Below are 24499 nucleotides of genomic sequence, written 5' to 3'. Positions count from 1 at the left end.
CGCCACGACCACCGTCGTCACCCGGACCCGTCGTCGCGGGGCCCGCCGGCGGCCGAGCCGGCCGAGGCCGACGGGGCAGCGGGCGACGCCGACCAGGCGCCGGCGGAGCCCCACGTGGAGCACGTGCCGGTGAAGAAGAAGGGCGCCCGCAAGCGCTGAGCGGGCGCTGATTAGGCGGATGCGGGTGCCACCCGTAGTATTGATGGTCGGTGCGCCGCCGAGGTGTGCCGTTTCTGCTGGCACCCGGCACCCGACCGGACTGCTGTGCGTGCCGCAGCCGAGACTTTCGGACAGACGTTGACGAGTGAGGAGCCCGCGGTGGTGTACGCGATCGTGCGCGCAGGCGCGAAGCAGGAGAAGGTCGCTGTCGGCGACGTCATCGAGATCGACAAGGTCTCCACGCCGGTCGGCGACACCCTGACCCTGCCGGTCGTGCTCGCGGTGGACGGCGAGACCGTCACCAGCACCGGCCTGGACAAGGCGACGGTCACCGTCGAGGTCCTCGGCGCCACCAAGGGCCCGAAGATCATCATCCAGAAGTACAAGAACAAGACCGGCTACAAGAAGCGCCAGGGTCACCGCCAGAAGTACACCCAGGTCAAGGTCACCGACATCTCGCTCTGAGTCCACCCGGCTCGGCACACATTTCCGAAGGACTGAAACATGGCTCACAAGAAGGGCGCGGCGTCCACCAAGAACGGCCGCGACTCCAACGCCCAGCGCCTCGGCGTCAAGCGCTTCGGCGGCCAGCTGGTCAACGCCGGTGAGATCATCGTGCGCCAGCGTGGCACCCACTTCCACCCGGGCTCCGGCGTCGGTCGCGGCGGCGACGACACCCTGTTCGCGCTCGTCGCGGGCAGTGTCGAGTTCGGCAAGAAGCGCGGCCGCAAGGTCGTCAACATCGTCCCGGGCGACGTCAACTGACGCTCCCCTGACAACGGGCTTCATCGAAGGGCGTCCCTGATCGGGGCGCCCTTCGTCCATTTCACCCGACGGTTCTCCTGAAAGACTGGTCCCATGGCTGTGCCCACGTTCGTCGACCGCGTGACCCTGTTCGTGTCTGCGGGGCGAGGTGGCAACGGCGTGGCGTCCGTGCACCGCGAGAAGTTCAAGCCGCTCGGCGGCCCCGACGGCGGCAACGGTGGCCCCGGTGGCTCCGTGATCCTGCGCGTCGACCCCGACGTGACGACGCTGCTCGACTACCACCACAGCCCGCGTCGCCGTGCCGAGCACGGCGGGCACGGTGCCGGTGACCGTCGCAACGGCTCGCACGGCTCCGACCTGGTGCTGCCCGTGCCCGCCGGCACCGTCGTCAAGCACCGCAACGGTGAGGTGATCGCCGACCTGGTCGTGCCGGGCACGGAGATCGTCATCGCCCAGGGCGGTCGCGGTGGGCTCGGCAACGCGGCGCTGGCCTCCAAGTCCCGCAAGGCCCCGGGCTTCGCGCTGCTCGGCGAGCCGGGGGAGGAGCTCGAGGTCGTCCTCGAGCTCAAGGTCGTGGCCGACATCGGCCTCGTCGGGTTCCCCTCCGCCGGCAAGTCGAGCCTGATCGCCGCGATCTCCCGGGCCCGGCCCAAGATCGCCGACTACCCGTTCACCACCCTCGTGCCGAACCTCGGCGTGGTCACCGCCGGCGACACCACCTTCACCGTCGCCGACGTGCCCGGCCTGATCGAGGGCGCCGCCGAGGGCCGCGGCCTGGGCCACGACTTCCTGCGCCACATCGAGCGCTGCGCCGCGCTGGTCCACGTCCTCGACACCGCGACCCTCGAGCCCGGCCGCAACCCGGTCGACGACCTCGACGTGATCGAGGACGAGCTGCGCCGGTACGGCGGCCTCGAGGACCGCCCGCGCCTGGTGGCCCTCAACAAGGTCGACGTGCCCGACGGCCGCGGGATCGCCGAGATGGTCGTCGACGAGCTCCGCGAGCGCGGCCTGCGGGTCTTCGAGATCTCCGCCGTCTCCGGCGAGGGCACCCGCGAGCTGGTCTTCGCCATGGCCGAGCTCGTCGCCGAGGAGCGGCGGGCCCGGGCGGCCGAGATCCCCGCCCGGATCGTCGTACGCCCCAAGCCGGTCGACGACGACGGGTTCACCGTCAAGCGCACGGGCGCCGGCTGGCGGGTGCGCGGCACCAAGCCGGAGCGCTGGGTGCGCCAGACGGACTTCAGCAACGACGAGGCCGTGGGTTACCTCGCCGACCGGCTCAACCGGCTCGGCGTCGAGACCAGGCTGCTCGAGCTGGGTGCCGTCGAGGGCGACGCCGTGCTCATCGGCTCCGTCGACGACGCCGTGGTCTTCGACTTCAAGCCGGGCATCGACGCCGGTGCGGAGAACCTCTCGCGCCGCGGCGAGGACGACCGCTTCCACGAGGAGCGCCCGGCCGCTGCCCGCCGCCGCGAGATCCAGGAGCACCTGGGTGAGCGCGCCGAGGGCGAGACGCGTGCCGACGTGGCGCGTCGGATCGACCGGCCCGACGAGTACGGCCCGATGGCCTACGAGATCGGCTCGGAGGAGGACCCGGACGTCGCGCCGGCCACCGACGAGGACGCGTGGCAGGAGGACGACCCCGGTGAGTGATCGGGCGGCGGTGACCTCCGCCCACCGGATCGTCGTCAAGGTCGGTTCGTCGTCCCTGACGACCGCGTCCGGCGGGATCGACCCCGAGCGGATCAGCGCGCTGGTCGACGTCCTCGCGGGCGTGCGCGAGCGCGGGGCCGAGGTCGTGCTGGTCTCCTCCGGCGCCATCGCGGCCGGCCTGGCGCCGCTGCGAATGCGCAAGCGGCCGCGGGCGCTCGCCGCCCAGCAGGCCGCCGCGTCGGTCGGCCAGGGCCTGCTCGTGCACCGCTACACCGAGGAGCTGGCCCGCCACGGCCTCACCGCCGGGCAGGTGCTGCTCACCCTCGACGACGTCACCCGACGCTCGCACTACCGCAACGCCTCGCAGACCTTCACCAAGCTGCTCGAGCTCGGTGTCATCCCGATCGTCAACGAGAACGACACCGTCGCGACCAGCGAGATCCGCTTCGGCGACAACGACCGGCTCGCSGCCCTCGTCGCGCACCTGGTCCACGCCGACCTGCTGGTGCTGCTCTCCGACGTCGACGGCCTGTACGACGGACCGCCGTCGCGTCCCGGCACGCAGCTCATCCCGGACGTGCGCGGGCAGCAGGACCTCGTGGGCGTCACGGTCGGCTCCGTGGGCTCCGCCGGGGTCGGCACCGGCGGCATGGTCACCAAGGTCGAGGCGGCCTCGATCGCGACCGGCGCCGGCATCCCGGTGGTCCTCACCTCGGCTGACAACGCGGCCGGTGCGGTGGCGGGGGAGCAGGTCGGCACGCTCTTCCACGCGACCGGCAAGCGGCGCCCGACCCGGTTGCTGTGGCTGCGCCACGCCACCGAGGGCAAGGGCGCGCTCCTGCTCGACGACGGCGCCGTGCGCGCCGTCGTGGAGCGACGCGCGTCGCTCCTCGCGGCCGGCGTGACCGGGGTGCGCGGGGACTTCACGGCGGGTGACCCGGTCGACGTGGTCGCCCCCGACGGTCGGGTGGTCGGTCGCGGGCTGGTGAACTTCGACGCCGCCGAGATCCCGGCCCTGCAGGGCCGGTCCTCCAAGGACCTCAAGCGCGAGCTGGGTGCGGGCTACGAGCGCGAGGTCATCCACCGCGACGACCTCGTCATCCTCTGACCGGGCCCGCCCCGACCGGGCCGGGTCAGCCGTCGAGCAGCTGCTGCACGACCCGCCCGTAGCGCTCCCGCACGCCGTCCAGGTCCGCCACCGATGCCGGCGTCTCGAACAGGCGCAGCGTCGCCGCGAGCCCGCCGAGCGCCGCGACGACGAGCTCGGCGCGCAGCCCGGCCTCGGGGCCGTCCAGCACCGCGGCCAGCGGCTCGACGTACCCGGCGAGGAACAGGGTGCGGACCTGCTCGGGGTCGGGCCCGGTCAGCTTCAGGTTGGCGGCGCGCACCAGGTGCTCCACCGTGTCCTGCTCCCGCCGGGCGACCACCTCGTCGACCAGCGCCCAGCCGAGTCGCTCCACCGGCACGTCGGGCAGCGGCGGCGGGGCGATGGTCGCCGACCGCCGGAACAGCTCCACCTTGCTGCCGCCGAGCTTCATCACCAGGGCGGCCGACGTGCCGGCCCGCGCGGCGATGTCGCGGATCGTGACCGCGTGGTAGGGGTGGGCGGTGAAGAGCTCGCGGGCAGCGGTGATGATCGCGTCCTGGGAGCTCATGACAGCGTGCCCGTCCGCTCCGACCCGGCCGGGGTGCCCAGCGGCGTGCCGATCTGGAGGTCGACGCTGCGCGCGGCCTCCCACACGGCGACCGGGCGGGCGCCGATCGCCCCGTCCGGCGCGACCACGGTCAGCACGTAGCGGCCGTTGGGCGGGCGATGCATCTCGTAGCTGCCGTCGTGCTCGGTGCGGGCGGTGCCGGCGCACTCGCCCGAGGCCCGGGTGAGCACGACCAGGGCGTCGCCGACGGGGTCGCCCTCGGCGTCCAGCACCAGGCCGCGCAGCCGCAGCCGCTTGCGCAGCACGATCGGGGGCATCGGCTGGGCGCTGTCGAGGTGCATCACCCGTGAACGGGGCTGCCAGCCGTCGGCGCTGGTGACGACGAGGTAGTCGTCCGGCGCGGGGATCGCGGCGTTGAACCAGCCCTCGGAGTCGGCCTGGCCCCAGTCGATCGACTCCCCGGCGGGCGAGAGCACGCTGACGACCGCGTTGCGGATGGGGCGGGCCTCGGAGTCCACCACCCGTCCGCGCACCACCTGCACGCGCTGGCCCGCTCCGGAGGTCGCCGGCCGGTCGGCCCCCTCGGCGTAGTCGTCCATCCGCAGCGTGGGCAGCGCGACTGCGGCCGCGCCGAGAGAGCAACCGGCGGCCAGCCACACCAGCAGGTGCAGCGCCTGCGTGGAGGCGACGACCTGGCCGGCCACGGTCACCGTCAGGGCCGTCGTCGCGGCCGCCGTCGCCGCGCTCGCGGTGGAGGTGCCCAGCGAGCGCATCAGCACGTTGAGGCCGTTGGCAGACGCGGTCTCGGTCACCGGCACCGCCCGCATCAGCAGCGTCGGGAGTGCGCCGTACGCCATCGCGGTCCCGGAGCCCACCACGACCGAGCCGATGACGACCTCAGCGAGGGTGCCGTCGAAGTGCAGGCGGCCGAGGTAGGCCACGCCCATCAGCAGCGTGCCGCTGATCAGCGTCCACTGCGGGCCGACCCGGCGGGTGAGGGCGGCGGAGACCGGCGCCATCAGCCCGAAGGCCGCGGCGTTCGGGACCATCCACAGCCCGGTCTCGAGCGTCGAGAGGCCCAGCCCGTAGCCAGTGCCGGGGTCGTTCTGGAGGTACTGCGTCGTCACCAGCATGTTCGCGAACATCGCGAAGCCGGCGAGGACCGAGGTCGCGTTGACCAGCAGCACCGCCCTCCGGGCCGCGACCCGGAGGTCGACCAGCGGGCTGGGCGTGCGCAGCTCCAGCGGTGCCCAGAGCGCGAGGACAGCGAGCCCGCCGGCGGCGAGGGCCAGCGTGGTCGGCGCGGTCCAGCCCCACTGCGCCCCCTTCGAGAGCGCGAGCAGGATCGCGGTCAGCGCGACCGTCAGCAGCACGGCGCCGCGCAGGTCGAAGGCGCCGCGGGTGCGCACCGGGGACTCCGGGAGCAGGGTGAGGGCGATGACCAGGAGCACGGCGCCGACGACACCGGTCAACCAGAAGTTGGCGTGCCAGTCGAGGTGCTCGGCGATCAGGCCCGACATGGGCAGCGCAGCACCGGCGCCGATGGCGAGGGTCGCGCTCATCATGGCCACGCCCAGCGGCACCTTCTCGCGGGGCAGCTCGTCGCGCATCATCGCGATGCCGATCGGGATCAGCGCCATCCCGATGCCCTGCAGCGCCCGGGCGCCGATGAGCAGCCACACCGAGTCGCCGAGGGCGGCCACCAGCGAGCCGAGGACGGAGACGGCCAGCGCGACGGCGATCATCCGCCGCTTGCCGTACATGTCGGCGAGGCGGGAGAGCGTGGGCGTCGCGATGGCCCCGGTGAGCAGGGTCGCGGTGACCATCCACGACGCGGTGTCGGCGGTGGTGTCGAGGTAGGTCGGCAGGTTCGGCAGCAGCGGCAGGATCACCGTCTGCTGCAGCGACACCACGATGCCGCACAGGCACAGCGTGGTGAGCACGACGCCCGGGCTGCGCCGGGGACGGGGAGCGCGGGCCGCTGGGCTCGCGGTGCCTGCTGGGCTGGCTGTGCTGGCGGACGCGGGTGCTGCCACGGCGCTGGGACGCTCCTTCCGGCCGGGGGGTGAACACGCGTTCACCCCTGCCGCAGTGAAGCACGTCGTCGCCCCCGGCGCCAGTCCCTGGCCGGACGCCGGTGGGGGTGCCCGGGGTGCGCGCCGTAACCTTGGTGGTGCCATGAACGCCCCGACGGTCTACCTCGACCACGCCGCGACGACACCGATGACGGACGTCGCGCTCGAGGCCATGACCGCGCACCTGCGCGAGGTGGGCAACGCCAGCTCGCTGCACGCCTCCGGCCGCCGTGCCCGGCGCGTCGTCGAGGAGTCCCGCGAGGCCGTCGCGCACGCCATCGGCTGCCGACCCGGCGAGGTCGTGTTCACCTCCGGTGGCACCGAGGCCGACAACCTCGCGGTCAAGGGCCTGTTCTGGTCCCGCCGTGACGCGGACCCCGCCCGCACCCGCGTGCTGGCCAGCGCCGTCGAGCACCACGCGGTGCTCGACCCGATCGAGTGGCTCGAGGAGCACGAGGCCGCGCAGGTCGAGCTGCTGCCCGTCGACGAGCTCGGCCGGCTGCGCACCGACGCCCTCGCCGACGCGCTCCAGCGCGACCCGGGCACGGTCGCGATGCTCACCGTGATGTGGGCCAACAACGAGGTCGGCACGCTCCAGCCGATCGACGAGGTCGTCCGGATCGCCGGCGAGCACGGTGTGCCCGTGCACACCGACGCGGTCCAGGCCGTGGGAGCCGTCCCGGTCGACTTCGCTGGCAGCGGTGTCGACGCGCTGTCCATCTCCGGGCACAAGGTCGGCGGCCCCCAGGGCGTCGGCGCCCTCGTCGTACGACGGGAGGTGGACCTGACCGCACTGCTGCACGGCGGCGGGCAGGAGCGCGACGTGCGCAGCGGCACCCTCGACGTGCCCGCCATCGCCGGGTTCGCCGCCGCGGTCGAGGTCGCGGTCAAGCAACAGGCCGACCTCGCCGTGCGCCTGCAGACCCTGCGCGAGCGGCTGGTCGAGGGGGTGCGCCGCGAGGTGCCGGACGTCGTCCTCAACGGCGACCCGGTCGACCGGCTCCCGGGCAACGTGCACCTGAGCTTCCCCGGCTGCGAGGGCGACTCGCTGCTGATGCTGCTCGACGCCCGCGGCATCGAGTGCTCGACCGGCTCGGCCTGCTCGGCCGGTGTGCCGCAGCCCTCGCACGTCCTGCTCGCGATGGGTCGCGACGCCGCGGAGGCACGCAGCTCGCTGCGGTTCAGCCTCGGCCACACCAGCACCGAGGCCGACGTCGACGCGGTGGTCGCCGCCATCGCCCCGTGCGTGGAGCGGGCCCGTGCGGCCCGCGCCTGACCCGGGGGAGCGCCCGTGAAGGTCGTCGCCGCGATGTCCGGGGGAGTGGACTCCGCCGTCGCCGCCGCCCGCGCCGCCGAGGCCGGGCACGAGGTGACCGGCATCCACCTCGCGCTCTCCCGCAACCCGAAGTCCTACCGCTCCGGGGCTCGCGGCTGCTGCACGATCGAGGACGCCAACGACGCGCGTCGTGCCGCGGACGTCATCGGCATCCCGTTCTACGTCTGGGACCTGTCCGACCGCTTCCACACCGACGTGGTCGAGGACTTCATGGACACCTACGCCGCCGGGCACACGCCGAACCCCTGCCTGCGCTGCAACGAGAAGATCAAGTTCGCCGCCGTCCTCGACCGGGCCCTGGCGCTGGGGTTCGACGCCGTCGCCACCGGCCACTACGCCACCGTGCGCACCGCGGCGGACGGCAGCATCGAGCTGCACCGGGCGGTCGACGGGGCCAAGGACCAGTCGTACGTGCTCGGCGTGCTCGACGAGCAGCAGCTGCGGCACTCGCTGTTCCCGCTCGGCGACACCACCAAGGACAAGGTCCGCGAGGAAGCGGCCGAGCGCGGTCTCCTCGTCGCCGACAAGCCCGACAGCCACGACATCTGCTTCGTCGCCGACGGCGACAACACCGGCTGGCTGCGGGAGAAGCTCGGCGACCGGGCGCCCAACCAGGGCGGCGAGATCCGCGACGAGGAGACCGGCGAGGTGCTCGGACACCACACCGGCACCTACGGCTTCACCATCGGCCAGCGCCGCGGCCTGCGCCTGGGCCGACCGGCCCCGGACGGTCGCCCGCGCTACGTCCTCGACATCGAGCCGGTCAGCGGCACCGTCACCGTGGGGCCCCGCGAGCGCCTCGCCGTGGAGCGGATCACCGGCGACCGGCTGCGCTGGTGCGGCACGCCGCTGCCGACAGGCAGCGTCCTCGACGGGCCTGACGTGACCGTCCAGCTGCGCGCCCACGGTGCCGAGCACCGCGCCGTCGTCCAGGTGGGGGAGGACCGCCTCGACGTACGGCTGCTCGACCACGCCCACGGCATCGCGCCCGGCCAGGCCGTCGTCGTGTACGACGGGACGCGGGTCGTCGGCTCGGCCACCATCACCGTCGCGGAGCGGGTCCCGGCATGACGGTCCTGGCCAGCGGGGTCGGCTCGTTCCCGGGCGACTCCCAGCACGACTTCGACGAGGCGCTGGCCGTCGTCCTCGGCGAGCTCGCGACCGGCGACGGGCTCCCGTTCCTGCCCGAGGTGCCCGGCCGCGGGGCGATCGCCGACCTGACCGGCCGCACCCTCGGCCTCGTCGGCGAGCTCGACGCCGACCTGCAGCCGGGTGGGTGGCGGCTGACCGGCACGTCCGGGGCACCGGCGGTCGACCAGCGGCGCGCCCGCAGCCTCGTCCACCAGGACCTCGACAGCCTCGAGGAGCGGATGGCCGCCTACGCCGGGCCGGTGAAGGTGCAGGTCGCCGGCCCCTGGACGCTGGCCGCGACCGTCGAGCGCCCGCGCGGCGACAAGCTGCTCGCCGACCACGGCGCCCGCCGCGACCTGGCCCAGGCGCTTGCCCTCGCCGTGGCCGAGCACGTCGCCGACGTCCGGCGCCGGGTCCCGGGAGCCACCGACGTCGTGCTCCAGCTCGACGAGCCGGCCCTGCCCGCCGTCCTCGCGGGGGCGGTGCCGACCGCCTCCGGCTTCGGCAAGCACCGCACCGTCCACCCGCCCGAGGCGAGTGAGGCACTGGAGTGGGTCCTCGGCGCCGCCGCCGACGCGGGGGCGGTGCCGTGGGTGCACTGCTGCGCGGCCGACGTGCCCGTCGGGCTCCTGCGTGGCGCGGGCGCGCGAGGCGTGATGATCGACCTCTCCCTGCTCGACGCAGCCGGCCTCGACGCCGCGGCCGAGGCGCTCGAGGCCGGTGACACGGTCGCGGTGGGCGTCGTACCGACGGCCGGCACGCTGCCTGCCGCGAAGGCCGTCGTCGAACGGGTCCTGCGCTGGCTCGACGTGCTGGGCCTGGACCCCGAGCAGGTCGGTGACCGGGTCGTCGTGACCCCGGCGTGCGGGCTCGCGGGCTCGACGCCCGCCGGCGCCCGGGCGACCGTGGAGCTGGTGCGCTCCGCAGCGCGCTCCCTGTCCTGAGCCGATCGCTCCCGGGAGGGGTCACCGGATGCCGCCCACCACGGCGGGTAATGCCCGGGGTCCCGACCAGAAGGAGTGACCCATGCCCGACCTGACCGGCAAGCGCGTCGCTATCATCGCCGGCGACTACGTCGAGGAGCCCGAGCTCGTCGGGCCTCGTGACCGGCTGCGGGAGTCAGGTGCCGAGGTGCTGGTCCTGTCCGCCGACGGCTCCTCGATCCAGGCGGCCGAGGGCGACGTGAACCCCACCCGTGAGATCGAGGTCGACGGGTCCTTCGACGACGTCGACGTCGACTCGCTTGACGCCGTGGTCGTGCCCGGCGGCACCGTGAACGCCGACCAGCTGCGCAGCGACGCCCGGGCCCAGACCATCGTGCGCACCATCGATGCCGCGGGGAAGCCGCTGGCGTCGATCTGCCACGGTCCGTGGCTGCTCGTGTCCGCTGGCCTCGTCGAGGGCCGCCGGCTCACCAGCTGGTCGAGCCTGCAGGACGACGTCCGCAACGCGGGCGGCAGCTGGGTCGACGCGGAGGTGGTCGTCGACCGCAACCTGGTGACCAGCCGCAAGCCGGACGACGTCCCCGCCTTCGTGGAGGCGCTGGAGAAGCTGCTCGGCACCGCCTGACGTCGCGCCGCAGGCCAGGACGCAACAGGGCCCGCCGGGGGATCACCCCGGCGGGCCCTGTCGTGCGTGCGACGCGGGTGGGAGGTCAGCCCACGTGCACGCCCTCGGGTGCGTCGGTCGCCAGCTCGGTGTGCTTGACGTTGAGGAACGTCCAGATCACGGCGGACGCGAGCAGCATCAGCCCGGAAGCCACGAGGAAGGCGTTCACCGCGCCCTCCGGGAACGCCGAGCCGAAGACCGCGGCCTCGAGGAAGGACAGGTCCGTGCCCGGCACGACGGCGTTCGGGTCGCCACCGCCGGCCACGATCGCGTCCGCCATCGGTCCCGCGACCTCGCGCGCCTGGTCGTTGCTGAAGTGCAGTGCGACCGTGCTCAGCGTCGCGAGGCCCAGGGCACCGCCGACCTGCTGCATCGTGTTCAGCACGCCGGAGCCGATGCCGGAGTCCTCCCTGCGGACGTGGTGGACCGCAGTGAGGGTCATCGGCACGAACGTCAGGCCCATGCCGACGGCCATCAGGACCACGAACGGGAACACGTGCGCCCAGTAGCTGATGTCGGCGCCGCCGTCACCCAGCGCGGCGAGCACCGCGTCGGGGGAGCCGTCGACCGGGATCCGCGAGAACATGAACAGCGCGGTCGCGGCCAGCAGCGTGCCGACGCCGGCGAGGTAGCGGGCGTCGATCCGGGCGACCAGGTTGGACGCCAGCCCGGCGCCGATCACGATGCCGACCGAGAACGGCAGGAACGCGAAGCCGGCCTGGAGCGGGCTGAAGCCCATGATCTGCTGGATGAACAGGCTCAGGAAGTAGAACATCGCGAACATCGCGGCGGGCGCGATCATCATGGCCGCGAAGCTCGTGGCCCGGGTGCGGTTGGCGAAGATCCGCACGGGCAGCAGCGGGTGGGCGACGCGCGTCTCGATGACGGCGAACGCCACGAGGAGCACGGCGCCGGCGATCAGCGACGTGATGGTCTGGGCGTGGTCCCAGCCGTAGGCCTCCTCGCCGGCCCGGGTGAGGCCGAAGACGATGCCGAGCAGGCCGAGCGTGCCGGTGATGGCGCCCGGGACGTCCATCTCACCGGGGTGCGACTCGGACTCCTGCAGGAACCGCGGGGCAGCGGCGGCTGCGACCAGGCCGATCGGCACGTTGATGAGGAAGGTCATCCGCCAGCCGTCGATGTCGAGGCCGACGAAGGAGTCGAGGCCGGTGAGCCAGCCGCCGAGGATGAGGCCGATCGCGGCGCCGACCCCGGACATCGTGGCGTAGGCGGCCATCGCGCGGTTGCGCGCCGGACCGGCCGGGAACGTGGTGGTGATCAGCGCGAGCGCGGCGGGGGCGGCCATCGCGGCACCGACGCCCTGCAGGGCGCGGGAGCCGAGGAGCATGGCCTCGTTGGCGGCGACGCCGCCGAGCAGGGAGGCGACCGCGAAGGTCGCCAGCCCGGCCATGAAGAGGCGGCGGCGTCCGTACAGGTCGCCGAGGCGGCCGCCGAGCAGCAGCAGGCCGCCGAAGGCCAGGGCGTAGCCGGTGACGATCCAGGTCAGGTTGGCCTGGGAGATGTCGAGGTCGGTGCCGATGTAGGGCAGCGCGATGTTGGCGATCGTGGAGTCCAGCACCACCATCAGCTGGGCGGTGAGGATCAGCACGAGCGCGAGCCCGGCGTGCTTCGGGGCGGTGACCTCCGGCTCTGCGGCGGAGGTCGTCCGCGCAGGGTCGAGCGGTTCGACGTCGGTCATGGAGGGTTTCCTTCGGGTGGGTGGGGAGGGAGGTTGCGTCAGCCGCGGGTCACGGCGGGGAGGATGACCTGGTCGACGACGCGGGCGATCAGGTCGGGGGAGGGTTCGTCGCCCAGCAGGAAGATGCGGTGGAGGACGATGCCCGGCAGGGCGGCCGCGACGAGGTCGAGGTCCACGTCGTCGCGCACCTCACCCCGCTCCCGGCCGCGTTCGTAGAGCTCGCGCACGATCGCGACCTTGGGCGCGATGAAGCGCTCGCGGAACGCGGCGGCGAACTCGGGGTCCCGGCTGATCGCGGTGATCACGCTGCCGAGGACGGCGACCTGGTGGCCGTCGGCGAGGCCGCCGGCGCTGCAGAAGGTCGCGAGCAGGTCGCTGCGCAGGCTGCCGGTGTCACCGGGCGCCTGCAACGGGGTCTTCTCCGCCATCAGCGCGTCGATGACCAGGGCGGCCTTGCTCTCCCACTTGCGGTAGAGCGTCGCCTTCGACGCCTTCGCGCTGGTCGCGACCGCGTCCATCGTGAGGCGGTCGTAGCCGACGTCCGCGAGCACGTCGAGCGCTGCGTGCAGGATCTCCTGCTCGCGGTCGCCCTCGACGCGGGGACGGCTGGACGCCTCGTGGCGGTGGAGACGGGGGACCATGACACCTCTCGGGGTCGGGAGTGGGACGACACAGATGACACAGACGAAACGGATGAAACGGAACGGTTTCGTTCCACAACGATAGTACGGAACTGTTTCGTTTCGTCAACTCGATTTCCTGCTGATGTGTTCCCGACTCTTCCGCACACCACCGACATCGGTGCCGCGCCCGGGCAGCCGAGCGCCGGGATGTCGGTGCGGACCGGCAAGATGTCCTCCATGAGCGACGCCGCCCTCCCCGCCGTCCCGCCCGAGGCCCGCGACGAGCACGCGACGATCAGCGAGGAGGTCGAGGAGGCGCGCTACCGCTACTACGTCCTCGACGACCCGACGCTCTCCGACGCCGACTTCGACCAGCGGATGCGGCGGCTCGAGGCGCTGGAGGAGGAGTTCCCCGAGCTGCGCACGCCGGACTCGCCGACGCAGAAGGTCGGCGGCGCGGTGTCCACCGAGTTCACAGCGGTCGACCACCTGCAGCGGATGGAGAGCCTCGACAACGCCTTCTCGTTCGAGGAGCTGGCGTCCTGGCACAGCCGGCTCGCGCGCGAGGGCGCGGGCGACGCGGCCCTGCTGTGCGAGCTCAAGGTCGACGGCCTGGCCATCAACATCCTCTACGAGAAGGGCCGCATGGTCCGGGCGCTGACCCGCGGCGACGGCCGCACGGGCGAGGACGTGACCCCCAACGTCAAGACGATCTCCTCGGTGCCGCACCGGCTGACCGGGACCGACGAGTTCCCGGTGCCCGACCTGGTCGAGGTGCGCGGCGAGGTGTTCCTGCCCGTGGAGGCGTTCGAGGCGCTCAACGTGACGATGACCGAGGCCGGCAAGCCCGCGTTCGCCAACCCCCGCAACGCCGCCGCGGGCTCGCTGCGGCAGAAGGACCCGCGGGTCACCGCCACCCGCGCGCTCGGCATGGTCTGCCACGGCATCGGCGCCCGGAAGGGCTTCGAGCCGAAGGCGCAGTCGCAGGCCTACGAGGCGCTCGCGGCCTGGGGCCTGCCGGTGTCCGGGCAGGTCCGGGTGGTGCCGACGCTCTCCGACGTCGAGGGCTACATCACCCACGCCGGCGAGAACCGCCACTCGATCGTGCCCTACGAGATCGACGGCGTCGTGGTGAAGGTCGACGACGTGTCCCTGCAGCGCCGGCTCGGCTCCACCAGCCGTGCCCCGCGCTGGGCGATCGCCTACAAGTACCCCCCGGAGGAGGTCAACACCGAGCTGCTCCGGATCGAGGTCAACACCGGGCGCACCGGCCGGGTGACGCCGTACGGCGTGATGAAGCCGGTCAAGGTCGCCGGGTCCACCGTGGAGATGGCGACCCTGCACAACGGCTACGAGGTCAAGCGCAAGGACGTGCGCCCCGGCGACACCGTGATCCTGCGCAAGGCCGGCGACGTCATCCCCGAGATCGTCGGCCCGGTGCTCGCGCTGCGCCCCGAGGGCCTGCCCGAGTGGGAGATGCCGACCGAGTGCCCCGCCTGCGGCACCGCGCTGGTGGAGCAGAAGGAGGGCGACAAGGACCGCCGCTGCCCCAACCACGAGCACTGCCCCGCCCAGGTCCGCGAGCGGGTCTTCCACGTCGCGGGCCGTGGCGCCTTCGACATCGAGGGACTCGGCTACGAGGCAGCGGTCGCGCTGCTCGACGCCGGCGCCATCGCCAACGAGGGCGACATCTTCGACCTCACCCCGGAGAAGCTGCTGACCGCGCCGCTGTTCACCCGCGCGCCGAAGAAGGACGAGGACGGACCGCAGCTCACCGCCAACGGCGAGAAGCTGCTGGCCAACCTCGCCGAGCGCAAGCAGGTCCCGCTGTGGCGGGTGCTGGTCGCGCTGTCGATCCGCCACGTCGGCCCGACGGCCGCCCGTGCCCTCGCCGCCGAGTTCGGATCGATGGAGGCGATCCGCGCCGCCACCGAGGAGCAGCTCGCGGCCGCCGAGGGCGTCGGCCCGACCATCGCCGCCGCGGTCATCCAGTGGTTCGGCGTCGACTGGCACACCGAGATCGTGGACAAGTGGACCGCCGCCGGCGTCGCGATGGCCGACGAGCGCGACGAGTCGGTCCCGCGCACCCTCGAGGGGCTCACCGTCGTGGTGACCGGCTCCCTGGTCGACTTCTCCCGCGACTCGGCCAAGGAGGCGATCCTGTCCCGCGGCGGCAAGGCCGCCGGCTCGGTGTCGAAGAAGACCGACTTCGTCGTGGTCGGCGACAACGCCGGTTCGAAGGCCGACAAGGCCGAGCAGCTCGGCGTCCCCATCCTCGACGAGGACGGCTTCAAGAAGCTGCTGGAGTCCGGGCCGGACGCCGTGTCCTGACGACCTGCGCCGGCGCAGGGCACACTGGTCGGGTGAGGTCGCCCGCACCGGCCGTCCCGGCCGCCACCCTCGTGGCGGTCCTCGTCGCCGTGCTGCTCGCCGGGTGCTCCGGCCCGACGGACGACGCGCCGCGCCCGGACGCCTCCAGCCCCGAAGCCTCCGCGACGACGACCCCGGACGCCCCGGCGGCAGCCGAGCCCTCGTCCCTGTCGTCTCCGTCGGCCTCGGCCACGCCGGTCCCGCACCGGGTCTCGCTGCCGGCCCTGGCGCAGAAGGACTTCAACGGCGGCCGGCTGCGGCTGGGCGCCGAGGTGCTGCGGACCGCCACCCAGCGGCAGTACGAGGTGACCTACCGCAGCGGTGACCTCACCGTCTCCGGACGCCTGGCGGTCCCCGCGGGCGACGGGCCGTTCCCCGCGCTGGTGCTGGCCCACGGCTACATCGACCCCGCGGTCTACGTGAACGGGCAGGGGATGACCCGCGAGCGGGCCTGGCTCGCCGACCGCGGCTACGTGGTGCTGCACGTCGACTACCGCGGCCACGCCGCGTCCGACCCCGACCGCAGCGACGGGATGGACATGCGGATGGGCTACACCGAGGACGTCATCAACGCCGTGCACGCCCTGCGCCGCTGGCGCGGCCCGGTCGACGACGAGCGGATGGCCGTGGTCGGCCGCTCCATGGGCGGCGGGGTCGTCTACAACGCCCTGGTCGCCCAGCCCGGCCTCGTCCGCGCCGGCGTCGTCTTCGCGCCGGTGAGCTCGGACGCGGTGGACAACTTCGACCGCTGGATCCGCAACGACCCCGGCCGCGACAGCCTGTCGTCGCGCATCCTGCGCCGGTACGACGAGCCGCGGCGCAACCCGGACTTCTGGGCCGGGATCAGCGCGCGCACCTACTTCGGCGACGTCACCGAGCCGGTGCTGATCCACCACGGCACCCTGGACGACAGCTGTCCGCTGCGCTGGAGCCGGCAGACGGCACGGCTGATGCGGGCCGCCGGCGTCGACGTCACGCTGCGGACCTACCCCGGCGAGGGGCACGCCTTCGGTCCGCAGTTCGAGCTGTCCATGCAGCGGACGGAGCGCTTCCTGGCGCGGCACCTCGGCTGACCCGTCGTACCCTGCTGGAGATGGTCGCGGACGTCCTCGAGCAGGTGCTGCTCGTCTCGGTGGCCCTGCTGGTCCCGGCGACGGTGGGGTTGTTCACCGTCCCGCAGGCGCGCCGGGAGCACGCAGTGACGACGTGGCAGCGTGCGTCGGTGGCCGCGACGGTCGTGGCCCTCGCCGGGCTGGTCGCCGGCGGGGTCGCCGGCCTCGCTCCGGTCGGGGCGGCCGTCCTCGGGGTGGTGCTCGGTGCCAGCGTGCTGCTCTGGGCGCCGGTCGCGCGGCACTGGGCGGCCCGGGGCCTGGTCGCGTGGGCGCTCACCATCGACGTCGCCGTCGCCTACCTCGTCTTCGTCGTGCACTGGACCACGACGGCGGACCTCGGTGTGGCCGGCAGCGTCGCCAGCGCGCTGCTGCTGCTCGTCGAGGCGTTCATGCTGCTCATCGGGGCGGGCTACGTCTGGGAGCTCGTCGACGTGCTCGCCCGCCGCGGCTGGACGCCGGTCGACGTGGACCATCCCGGCCCGGAGGCTCGCCCCCGGCCGTTCGTCTCGCTGCACGTCCCGACCCACAACGAGCCGCCGGACATGGTCATCTCGACCGTGGAGGCGCTGCTCGCCCTCGACTACGACGACTACGAGGTCCTGGTCGTCGACAACAACACCGACGACCCTGCGCTGTGGCGCCCGGTCGAGGAGTGGTGCCGCGGCCGGGCCCGGGTGCGCTTCCTGCAACCTGGCCGACTGGCCCGGCTACAAGAGCGGGGCGCTCAACGAGGCGCTGCGGGTCTCCGACCCTCGGGCCGAGGTGATCGGCATCGTCGACGCCGACTACCTCGTCGACCCCGACTTCCTGGCCCGCTGCGCGCCGCTGTTCGCCGAGCCGGACGTCGCGTTCGTGCAGACGCCGCAGGACTACCGGGACTGGGACGTCGCGCCCTACTTCCGCCGCCTCTACCGCTCGTACGCCTACTTCTTCGACGTCTCGCAGCGCTCGCGCGCCGAGCGCAACGGCGCCATTTTCGGCGGCACGATGGGCCTCATCCGCCGCTCCGCGATGGAGACCGCCGGCGGCTGGGACGAGTGGTGCATCACCGAGGACGCCGAGCTCTCCTTGCGCCTGCTGCGTGCGGGCGGCCGCGGCATCCACGTCGACCGGTCGTTCGGACGTGGCCTGATGCCGTTGACCTTCGAGGCCCTCAAGCGACAGCGCTTCCGCTGGTGCTTCGGCGGGGTCCAGATCCTGCGGATGCACTGGCGCTCGTTGCTCCCCGGGCGTCGTGCGGCGGACAACCGGCTCGACCTCGCCCAGCGCTGGGCCTACCTGGTGGGCGGCCTGCAGTGGTTCGGCGACCTCGCCTCGGTGCTCTTCACGGGGTTCCTGCTGGTCGGCGCGTCCGACCTGGTTCTCGGCGAGGGCCTCGTGGTGCGCCGGATGTCCGGGCTGATCCTCGCCTGCGTCCTCGTCCTGGTCGTGCTCGGCGCCCTGCGCTCGCTGGCCCTGGTGCGGCGCACCAGCGGTGCCGGCTGGCGCGAGTCACTCGGGGCGTTCGGCATCTGGCTGGCGCTGGGCTGGACGGTGGCACTCGCGTGCGTGCGCGGCCTGACCGCCCGCGAGGGGGCCTTCCTGCGCACGCCGAAGGTCAAGGGCGACCTGGGGTGGCGCGACGCCGTCCGCGGCAACCGGACCGAGCTCGTCGCGGGCCTGGTCTGCCTCGCGGTGGCCGCCGTGGTCGTGCTCCGGGGTGGCTGGGCGGCTGCGGCGGTCGGCGGCCTGCTCGCCGTCCACGCCGCGGGCTACTTCTCGGCGCCGGTCAACAGCCTGGCCGCGATCCGCTCCGACCTGCCCGAGGACCTGCGCCGCCGCCGGCGCGAGGCGGTCGCGTCGTGGGGCACGCGCAGCGCTCGCCGGGGCGGGCTCGTGCTGGTCGCCACGGCGGCGGTGCTGGTCGCCTTCGTGGCCCTGGCCGCACCGGTGCAGGGCCCGCGGGTCACCGGGATCGGTGACCGGATCGGTGACCGGGTGGGTGACCTCACCGACGGCGATGACGACCGGACCGTCCGCAAGCCACCCGGGGAGCAGCCGGGCACGGGCGACGCACCCACCGGCACCATCGTCCCCGGCAGCAGCGTTCCGGCGACCGAGGCGGTCGTCGTGACCTCCCCGGCAGGCACCCGCGGGTCGGCCCGGCCGTCCTCGACGCCGCGGACCACCCCGAGCACCCGCCCGACGACCGCGGCGCCGTCGCCGACGTCCCCGCGGACCACCCCGACCCAGCGCTCGACGCCCACGCAGGCCCAGAAGCCGACCACCCGACCGACCGGCCGGCCGACGCAGGCAGCCTCGCCGACCGGTCGGCCGACCGACCGGCCGACCGGGCCGGGCGGTCGCCGCTGACCCGCTGCCGAACCGGCCGCGCGACACTACGCTGGGAGGCCCGGGTCCCCGCACGAAAGGCGCGACCGTGGCACGGTTCCTCGGCGTCGGCGACACCATCGGCCCCTACCGGATCACCCGGCAGCTCGGTGCCGGCGGGATGGGTGTCGTCTACGAGGCGGTCGAGGAGGGCCTGGGCCGGCGGGTCGCGCTGAAGGTGCTCGCCGTCCAGCTCGCCGAGGAGCCGGAGTTCCGGCAGCGCTTCCTGCGCGAGGCCACGGTGCTCGCCCGCAGCGACAGCCCGCACATCATCCAGGTCTACAGCCACGGTGAGCAGGACGGGGTGCTCTACCTCGCCACCCAGTTCGTCTCCGGCGGCGACCTCGCCGCCCGCGTCGCGCGCGAGGGCGTCCCGTCCGTCGACACCGCCCTCGACCTCGCCGCACAGGTGGCCTCCGCGCTCGCCGACGCCCACGCCGTCGGGGTCGTGCACCGCGACGTGAAGCCGCACAACGTGCTGCTCCGCGCCGGTCAGGACCAGGTGCACGCCTACCTCTGCGACTTCGGCATCGCCCGCGACGACGAGTCCGCGCTCACCCACAGCGGCGTCGTCGCCGGCACCTACGCCTACCTCGCCCCGGAGCGCTTCCGCGGCGAGCCCGCGACCCCGGCCAGCGACGTCTACGCCCTCGGCTGCCTGCTCTGGTTCCTGCTCACCGGGCGGCCGCCGTACGACGGAGGGCCGGTCCAGCTCGCGACGCAGCACGAGCTCGCCCCGGTCCCGCAGCTGCCCGGCGCGCCCGCGCAGCTCAACGCGTTCCTGGCCCGGGCGATGGCCAAGGACCCCGCCGCCCGCCACCCCTCCGCTGCAGCGGCCGCGGCGCACCTGCGGGCGGTCCGGGCCGCCGGCGGGTTCCCCGCCGGTGGCGCTGGAGGGCCGGCTTACCGGCCCGCTCCCTCGACCTTTGAGGTGCCGCAGGTCGCGTCGTACCCCTCGCCGCTACCGGCGCCGACCCCGGTCGTGCCCGACGAGCCGCCGCGGCGCGGGTGGCTGGTCGCCACCCTCGTCGCGCTGGCAGTCCTCGTCGGCGTCGGCGGCGGTCTCGCGTGGAGCCTGCTGCGCGACGGCGACCGGGGTGAGCCGACGGCGTCCGGCAGCACCGCGTCCGAGGGCCCCGGGACGGGGGAGAGCGGCTCCCGTGCAGCCGGGCCGGTCGCCGTGGCGGACGTGGACGGCGACGGCCTCGACGACACCGTGCTGCTCGACGACGGCGCCGACGAGACCGTCGTGCTGCTCTCGGACGACCGGACGTCCAGCGGGTTCGGCCAGGAGCAGACCTGGGCAGGCACCGCGTGGGGCGACGCCCTGGTCGTGCGCGGGGACTACACGGGCGACGGCCGCGCCGACGTCGCGGCGGTCCGGCCCTCCCGGGTGCGGGTGGCCGTGTCGACCGGCGGCAGCTTCGACCCTGCGACCCGGTGGGCGCGGCTGGCCCTGCCGGAGGAGTTCAAGGTGGTCTCGGGGGACTTCGACGCCGACGGCCGCGACGACCTCGCCCTCGCCCGCGACGTGGACGAGGGGGTGCGGGTCGACGTGGCGCTCTCCGACGGCGAGCGGTTCGCGAAGCCCGTGCGCTGGGCCCGGGTGCCCGGCGCACGGGTCGCCGATCTCCGGCTCGGCGCCGGTGACGCCGACGGGGACGGGGACGTCGACCTCGTCGGCGTCGTGCCGGCCGACGGCGGCGGGATCGAGGTCGGCGTGCTGCGCTCCGAGGGCGATCGGTTCGCCGCGGACGAGGAGTGGTTCCGGGCCGACTGGTCGTTGCGCGACACCCGCCCGGTGGTCGGCGACGTGGACGGCGACGGGGACGCCGACGTCGTCGCGCTGCGCGCGGTCGACGGGGGCATCGAGGTGGTCACCCTCCTCGCCGCCGACGGCGGCCTCGCCGAGTCCGGCCGGCCCCAGGTCGTCGACCTGCGCCTGGACCGGACCCGTTCGGTCGGGGCCGACACCGACGGTGACGGCCGGATGGACCTGGTCCTCGTGGACCGCGACACGGCGGAGGCCCGCCGCCTGGTGCGGCGCGGGAAGGCGTTCACCGAGGACGGCCGGGTCGAGGTCGACGCCGAGGTCGACGAGCGGGGGTCGATCCTGGTCGCCGCGGGGCGCTGAGACCGCGCTGGGCGCGCTCCGGGACGGCTCAGTGCAGCGACGCGAGCCAGTGCTCGACGGCGTCGGCGCCGGCGAGCCGGACCACCTCGAGGTCGGGGTGCGAGAGCGGGAGCGCGTCGACCCAGGCCAGGTCCGGCTCCGCAGCGGCGTCCGCCCGCATCCGGCGGACGGTCCGCCGCACGAGGCTGCGCAGCGTGCCGGGCTCGTCCGCCGACACCACGACCACCAGGTCCGCCCGGTCGAGCAGGACCGACCGGACGTCGTACGTCTCGCCGGTGGTGACCCACCCGTCGAAGGCGGCCAGCAGCTCGAGTTCCTCGCGGGAGGTGAGGTCGCCCTGGGTCACCAGCGGCACGTCGAGCGTGGCGGCGAGGCGTTCCAGGAGCGACGTCAGCAGGGGGCTCTGCCCGCCCGCCACGACGACGCGCTGCGGGAGGCGCGGCGGTGTCGGGAGGGGGAGGTGCACCCGCCGGATTCTAGGGACTGCTCCGCCACCTAGAATCGCCGGCATGTCCCAACTGTCCCGCGACGAGGTGGCCCACCTGGCCGATCTCGCCCGGATCGACCTCGACGACGCCGAGCTGGACCACCTGGCTCCCCAGCTCAACGTGATCCTGGAGGCGGTCGCCTCGATCCAGGGCGTGGCCGGCGCCGACGTCGTGCCGACCTCCCACCCGATCCCCATGACCAACGTGTTCCGCGAGGACGTCGTGGTCCCCGGGCTGACGCCGGAGCAGGCGCTGTCCGGAGCACCCGCCTCGGAGGACCAGAAGTTCTCCGTCCCGCGCATCCTGGGGGACGAGCAGTGAGCAGCTGGATCCACAAGACCGCCGCGGAGCAGGCCGACGCCCTCGCCGCCGGCGAGGTCACCTCCGTCGAGCTGGTCCAGGCCCACCTCGACCAGATCGCCGCCACCAACGACGGCCCCGACGGCCTCAACTCCTTCCTGCACGTCGACGCCGAGGGCGCCCTCGTCCAGGCGAAGGCGTCCGACGAGCGCCGGGCCGAGGGCCAGCCGCTGCACCCGCTCGACGGCGTTCCGATCGCCATCAAGGACGTGCTCGCCACGAAGGGGCTGCCCACCACCGCGGGCTCGAAGATCCTCGAGGGCTGGGTCCCGCCGTACGACGGCACCGTGACCGCGAAGATCCGCGCCGCCGGCCTGCCGATCCTCGGCAAGACCAACATGGACGAGTTCGCGATGGGCTCGGCCAACGAGAACTCCGCCTACGGCCCGGTCAGGAACCCGTGGGACCGCACCCGGATCCCCGGCGGCTCCGGTGGCGGCTCGGCTGCCGCGGTGGCCGCCTTCCAGGCGCCGCTCGCGATCGGTTCCGACACCGGCGGCTCCATCCGCCAGCCCGGCGCGATGACCGGCACCGTCGGCGTGAAGCCGACCTACGGCTCGGTGTCGCGCTACGGCGTGATCGCCCTGGCCAACTCCCTCGACCAGCTCGGCCCCTGCACCCGCACCGTGCTCGACGCGGCGCTGCTGCAGGAGCTCATCGGCGGCCACGACCCGCTGGACTCCACCTCCGTCCCCGGCAAGCTCGAGGGCCTCGTCGAGGCCGCGCGCTCCGGCGCCGCGGGTGACCTCAGCGGCGTCCGGATCGGCATCGTCACCGAGCTGCAGGGCGACGCGTGGAGCGCACCTGTCGTGGAGCGCTTCGACGAGGCGATCGAGGTCCTCAGGGGGCTCGGCGCGGAGATCACCGAGGTCAGCCTGCCGAGCTTCGTGCACGCGATGGCGGCCTACTACCTGATCCTCCCGGCCGAGTGCTCCTCGAACCTCGCCAAGTTCGACGCCATGCGCTACGGCCGGCGGGTCACGCCCGAGGGCTCGCCGTCGGCCGAGGAGGTCATGCGGGTCTCCCGCGACGCCGGCTTCGGCGACGAGGTCAAGCGCCGCATCCTCATCGGCACCTACGCCCTGTCGAGCGGCTACTACGACGCCTACTACGGCCAGGCGCAGAAGATCCGCACGCTGATCATCGAGGACTTCAAGAAGGCCTTCGAGTCGGTCGACCTGCTCGTCAGCCCGACCGCGCCGACCACCGCGTGGGCGCTGGGGGAGAAGACCGACGACCCGCTGGCCAACTACCTGCAGGACCTTGCCACCATCCCGGCGAACCTCGCAGGCGTCCCCGGCATCTCCGTCCCGTCCGGCACCAGCAGCGCCGACGGCCTGCCGACCGGCATCCAGTTCCTCGCGCCGGTGCTCGAGGACGCCCGCCTCGAGGCGGCGCTGACCGAGCGGTGGGGCGGCAGGATCGTGCCCTCGTCGTACGCCCAGGAAGGTGAGTGACATGAGCACCAGGGAGCTCGTGGACTTCGACGAGGTCGTCGAGAAGTTCGACCCGGCGATGGGCCTGGAGATCCACGTCGAGCTGAACACCAACACCAAGATGTTCTGCGGTTGCCCGACCGCGTTCGGCGCGGAGCCCAACACGCAGGTCTGCCCGACCTGCCTGGGCCTGCCCGGCGCGATGCCGGTGGTCAACGGCAAGGCCGTGGAGTCGGCGATCCGCATCGGGCTGGCGCTCAACTGCGAGATCGCGGAGTGGTGCCGGTTCGCCCGGAAGAACTACTTCTACCCGGACATGCCGAAGAACTTCCAGACGTCGCAGTACGACGAGCCGATCGCCTTCGACGGCTACCTCGACGTCGACGTGGAGGGCGAGACCTTCCGCATCGGCATCGAGCGCGCCCACATGGAGGAGGACACCGGCAAGTCCACCCACGTCGGTGGCTCGGACGGCCGCATCCACGGCGCCGACTACTCGCTGGTCGACTACAACCGCGCCGGCATCCCGCTGATCGAGATCGTCACCAAGCCGATCCTCGGCACCGGCGACAAGGCCCCGCTCGTCGCGAAGGCGTACGTCGCCGCGATCCGTGACCTCATCGTCGCCCTCGGCGTCTCCGACGCCCGGATGGACCAGGGCTCGATCCGCGCCGACGTGAACCTGTCGCTGGCCCCGAAGGGCTCCGACGTCCTCGGCACCCGTTCGGAGACCAAGAACGTCAACTCGCTGCGCTCGGTCGAGCGGGCGGTGCGCTACGAGATGTCGCGGCACGCCGGCATCCTGCTCTCCGGCGGCTCGGTGCTGCAGGAGACGCGGCACTTCCACGAGAACGACGGCACCACCTCCTCCGGACGCGAGAAGTCGGACGCCGAGGACTACCGCTACTTCCCGGAGCCCGACCTCGTCCCGGTCGCCCCGAGCCGCGAGTGGGTCGAGCAGCTGCGCGCCACCCTCCCGGAGAACCCGGCGAAGAAGCGGGCCCGCCTCCAGCAGGAGTGGGGCTTCAGCGACCTCGAGATGCGCGACACCGTCGGTGCCGGCGCCCTCGACCTCGTCGAGCAGACCGTCGCCGCCGGCGCCGCGCCTCAGGCCGCCCGCAAGTGGTGGCTCACCGAGCTCGCCCGTCGCGCCAACGACGCCGGCGTCGAGCTCGCGGAGCTGAGCGTCACTCCGGCGCAGGTTGCCGAGGTCCAGGCGCTCGTCGACGCGAAGACGATCAACGACAAGCTGGCCCGCCAGGTCTTCGACGGCCTGCTCGCCGGCGAGGGCACGCCTGAGGAGATCGTCGCCGCCCGCGGCCTCGCCGTCGTCTCCGACGACGGCGCCCTGTCCGCCGCCGTCGACAAGGCCATCGCCGAGAACCCCGACGTCGCCGACAAGATCCGCGACGGCAAGGTCGCCGCCGCCGGCGCCCTCATCGGCTCGGTGATGAAGGAGATGCGTGGCCAGGCCGACGCCGCCCGCGTGCGCGAGCTGATCCTGGAGAAGCTCGCCTGAGGCTGG

At 73.5% G+C, this 24499-nt stretch carries 20 protein-coding genes and 1 pseudogene; 16 read left to right on the top strand and 5 right to left on the bottom strand.

Annotated elements, in window-relative coordinates; translation table 11 throughout:
- Positions 1-321 precede the first annotated feature (321 nt).
- The 4 genes from rplU to proB all read left to right on the top strand — a co-directional run bounded on the left by rplU (position 322) and on the right by proB (position 3685).
- Positions 322-624: a 50S ribosomal protein L21 gene (rplU, locus tag L615_RS15775; protein WP_028656911.1), complete on the top strand. Its 303-nt coding sequence runs from the start codon at positions 322-324 to the stop codon at positions 622-624.
- A 39-nt stretch (positions 625-663) separates the two neighbouring features.
- Positions 664-924 (top strand): 50S ribosomal protein L27, encoded by a 261-nt coding sequence (rpmA, locus tag L615_RS15770; RefSeq protein ID WP_028656910.1) that lies wholly within the window; start codon positions 664-666, stop codon positions 922-924.
- A gap of 93 nt (positions 925-1017) precedes the next feature.
- The gene (gene obgE / locus L615_RS15765; RefSeq protein ID WP_028656909.1) at positions 1018-2577 is read left to right on the top strand and encodes a GTPase ObgE; all 1560 of its coding nucleotides are present in this window, start codon (positions 1018-1020) and stop codon (positions 2575-2577) included.
- Positions 2570-3685, top strand: a complete 1116-nt coding sequence (gene proB / locus L615_RS15760) for a glutamate 5-kinase (protein ID WP_028656908.1) — start codon at positions 2570-2572, stop codon at positions 3683-3685. Before obgE ends, proB begins: the two co-directional genes overlap by 8 nt.
- 25 nt (positions 3686-3710) lie before the next feature.
- Here the strand turns inward: proB and L615_RS15755 are convergent, their stop codons facing one another.
- Together L615_RS15755 and L615_RS15750 are read right to left on the bottom strand one after the other, a co-directional pair.
- Positions 3711-4232 (bottom strand): TetR/AcrR family transcriptional regulator, encoded by a 522-nt coding sequence (locus tag L615_RS15755; protein WP_145725688.1) that lies wholly within the window; start codon positions 4230-4232, stop codon positions 3711-3713.
- Positions 4229-6175 carry an MFS transporter gene (locus L615_RS15750; RefSeq protein WP_186449892.1) on the bottom strand — a complete coding sequence of 649 codons (1947 nt, stop codon included), beginning with the start codon at positions 6173-6175 and terminating at the stop codon, positions 4229-4231. Before L615_RS15750 ends, L615_RS15755 begins: the two co-directional genes overlap by 4 nt.
- Before the next feature lie 235 nt (positions 6176-6410).
- On the opposite strand from L615_RS15750, the gene L615_RS15745 reads away from it, so the two are divergent.
- The 4 genes from L615_RS15745 (at position 6411) to L615_RS15730 (ending at position 10343) form a co-directional block, all read left to right on the top strand.
- On the top strand, positions 6411-7583 hold the full coding sequence (locus L615_RS15745) for a cysteine desulfurase family protein (RefSeq protein WP_145725686.1): 1173 nt from the start codon (positions 6411-6413) through the stop codon (positions 7581-7583).
- A 15-nt stretch (positions 7584-7598) separates the two neighbouring features.
- Positions 7599-8714 carry a tRNA 2-thiouridine(34) synthase MnmA gene (gene mnmA / locus L615_RS15740; protein ID WP_222430573.1) on the top strand — a complete coding sequence of 372 codons (1116 nt, stop codon included), beginning with the start codon at positions 7599-7601 and terminating at the stop codon, positions 8712-8714.
- Positions 8711-9718: a methionine synthase gene (locus L615_RS15735; protein ID WP_145725685.1), complete on the top strand. Its 1008-nt coding sequence runs from the start codon at positions 8711-8713 to the stop codon at positions 9716-9718. Before mnmA ends, L615_RS15735 begins: the two co-directional genes overlap by 4 nt.
- A gap of 82 nt (positions 9719-9800) precedes the next feature.
- Positions 9801-10343, top strand: coding sequence for a type 1 glutamine amidotransferase domain-containing protein (locus L615_RS15730; protein ID WP_028656904.1), 543 nt, complete (start codon positions 9801-9803; stop codon positions 10341-10343).
- 85 nt (positions 10344-10428) lie between these two features.
- Here the strand turns inward: L615_RS15730 and L615_RS15725 are convergent, their stop codons facing one another.
- Together L615_RS15725 and L615_RS15720 are read right to left on the bottom strand one after the other, a co-directional pair.
- Positions 10429-12081 (bottom strand): MFS transporter, encoded by a 1653-nt coding sequence (locus L615_RS15725; RefSeq protein WP_145725684.1) that lies wholly within the window; start codon positions 12079-12081, stop codon positions 10429-10431.
- Positions 12082-12119: 38 nt separating this feature from the next.
- The gene (locus L615_RS15720; protein ID WP_028656902.1) at positions 12120-12722 is read right to left on the bottom strand and encodes a TetR/AcrR family transcriptional regulator; all 603 of its coding nucleotides are present in this window, start codon (positions 12720-12722) and stop codon (positions 12120-12122) included.
- Between the two features lie 219 nt (positions 12723-12941).
- Between L615_RS15720 and ligA the strand changes: the two genes are divergently transcribed.
- From ligA to L615_RS15700, 5 genes and pseudogenes are all read left to right on the top strand, one after another.
- Positions 12942-15035, top strand: a complete 2094-nt coding sequence (gene ligA, locus L615_RS15715) for an NAD-dependent DNA ligase LigA (RefSeq protein WP_186449894.1) — start codon at positions 12942-12944, stop codon at positions 15033-15035.
- A 32-nt stretch (positions 15036-15067) separates the two neighbouring features.
- Positions 15068-16147: a S9 family peptidase gene (locus tag L615_RS15710; RefSeq protein ID WP_261376728.1), complete on the top strand. Its 1080-nt coding sequence runs from the start codon at positions 15068-15070 to the stop codon at positions 16145-16147.
- Between the two features lie 428 nt (positions 16148-16575).
- A pseudogene (locus L615_RS24600) lies at positions 16576-16809 on the top strand (glycosyltransferase family 2 protein); the annotation flags it as partial.
- A 139-nt stretch (positions 16810-16948) separates the two neighbouring features.
- Positions 16949-18538, top strand: coding sequence for a glycosyltransferase family 2 protein (locus L615_RS15705; RefSeq protein ID WP_261376727.1), 1590 nt, complete (start codon positions 16949-16951; stop codon positions 18536-18538).
- A gap of 67 nt (positions 18539-18605) precedes the next feature.
- Positions 18606-20690 (top strand): protein kinase domain-containing protein, encoded by a 2085-nt coding sequence (locus tag L615_RS15700; protein ID WP_145725683.1) that lies wholly within the window; start codon positions 18606-18608, stop codon positions 20688-20690.
- 28 nt (positions 20691-20718) lie between these two features.
- Here L615_RS15700 and L615_RS15695 read toward each other — a convergent pair whose 3' ends face one another.
- The gene (locus L615_RS15695) at positions 20719-21156 is read right to left on the bottom strand and encodes a hypothetical protein (protein WP_028656899.1); all 438 of its coding nucleotides are present in this window, start codon (positions 21154-21156) and stop codon (positions 20719-20721) included.
- A gap of 43 nt (positions 21157-21199) precedes the next feature.
- Here L615_RS15695 and gatC point away from each other — a divergent pair, with 43 nt between their 5' ends.
- Genes gatC through gatB form a run of 3 tightly spaced genes read left to right on the top strand, consistent with a single transcriptional unit; the run spans position 21200 to position 24493 of the window.
- Positions 21200-21499, top strand: coding sequence for an Asp-tRNA(Asn)/Glu-tRNA(Gln) amidotransferase subunit GatC (gene gatC, locus L615_RS15690; protein ID WP_028656898.1), 300 nt, complete (start codon positions 21200-21202; stop codon positions 21497-21499).
- Positions 21496-22995 (top strand): Asp-tRNA(Asn)/Glu-tRNA(Gln) amidotransferase subunit GatA, encoded by a 1500-nt coding sequence (gene gatA / locus L615_RS15685; protein ID WP_145725682.1) that lies wholly within the window; start codon positions 21496-21498, stop codon positions 22993-22995. The genes gatC and gatA overlap by 4 nt, the downstream gene beginning before the upstream one ends.
- 1 nt (position 22996) lies before the next feature.
- The gene (gene gatB / locus L615_RS15680; protein ID WP_028656896.1) at positions 22997-24493 is read left to right on the top strand and encodes an Asp-tRNA(Asn)/Glu-tRNA(Gln) amidotransferase subunit GatB; all 1497 of its coding nucleotides are present in this window, start codon (positions 22997-22999) and stop codon (positions 24491-24493) included.
- The last annotated feature ends 6 nt before the right edge of the window (positions 24494-24499 follow it).

Source organism: Nocardioides sp. J9 (genome assembly GCF_007829375.1).
Taxonomy (GTDB): Bacteria; Actinomycetota; Actinomycetes; order Propionibacteriales; family Nocardioidaceae; genus Nocardioides.
This window is presented reverse-complemented; position numbering and strand designations above follow the sequence as displayed.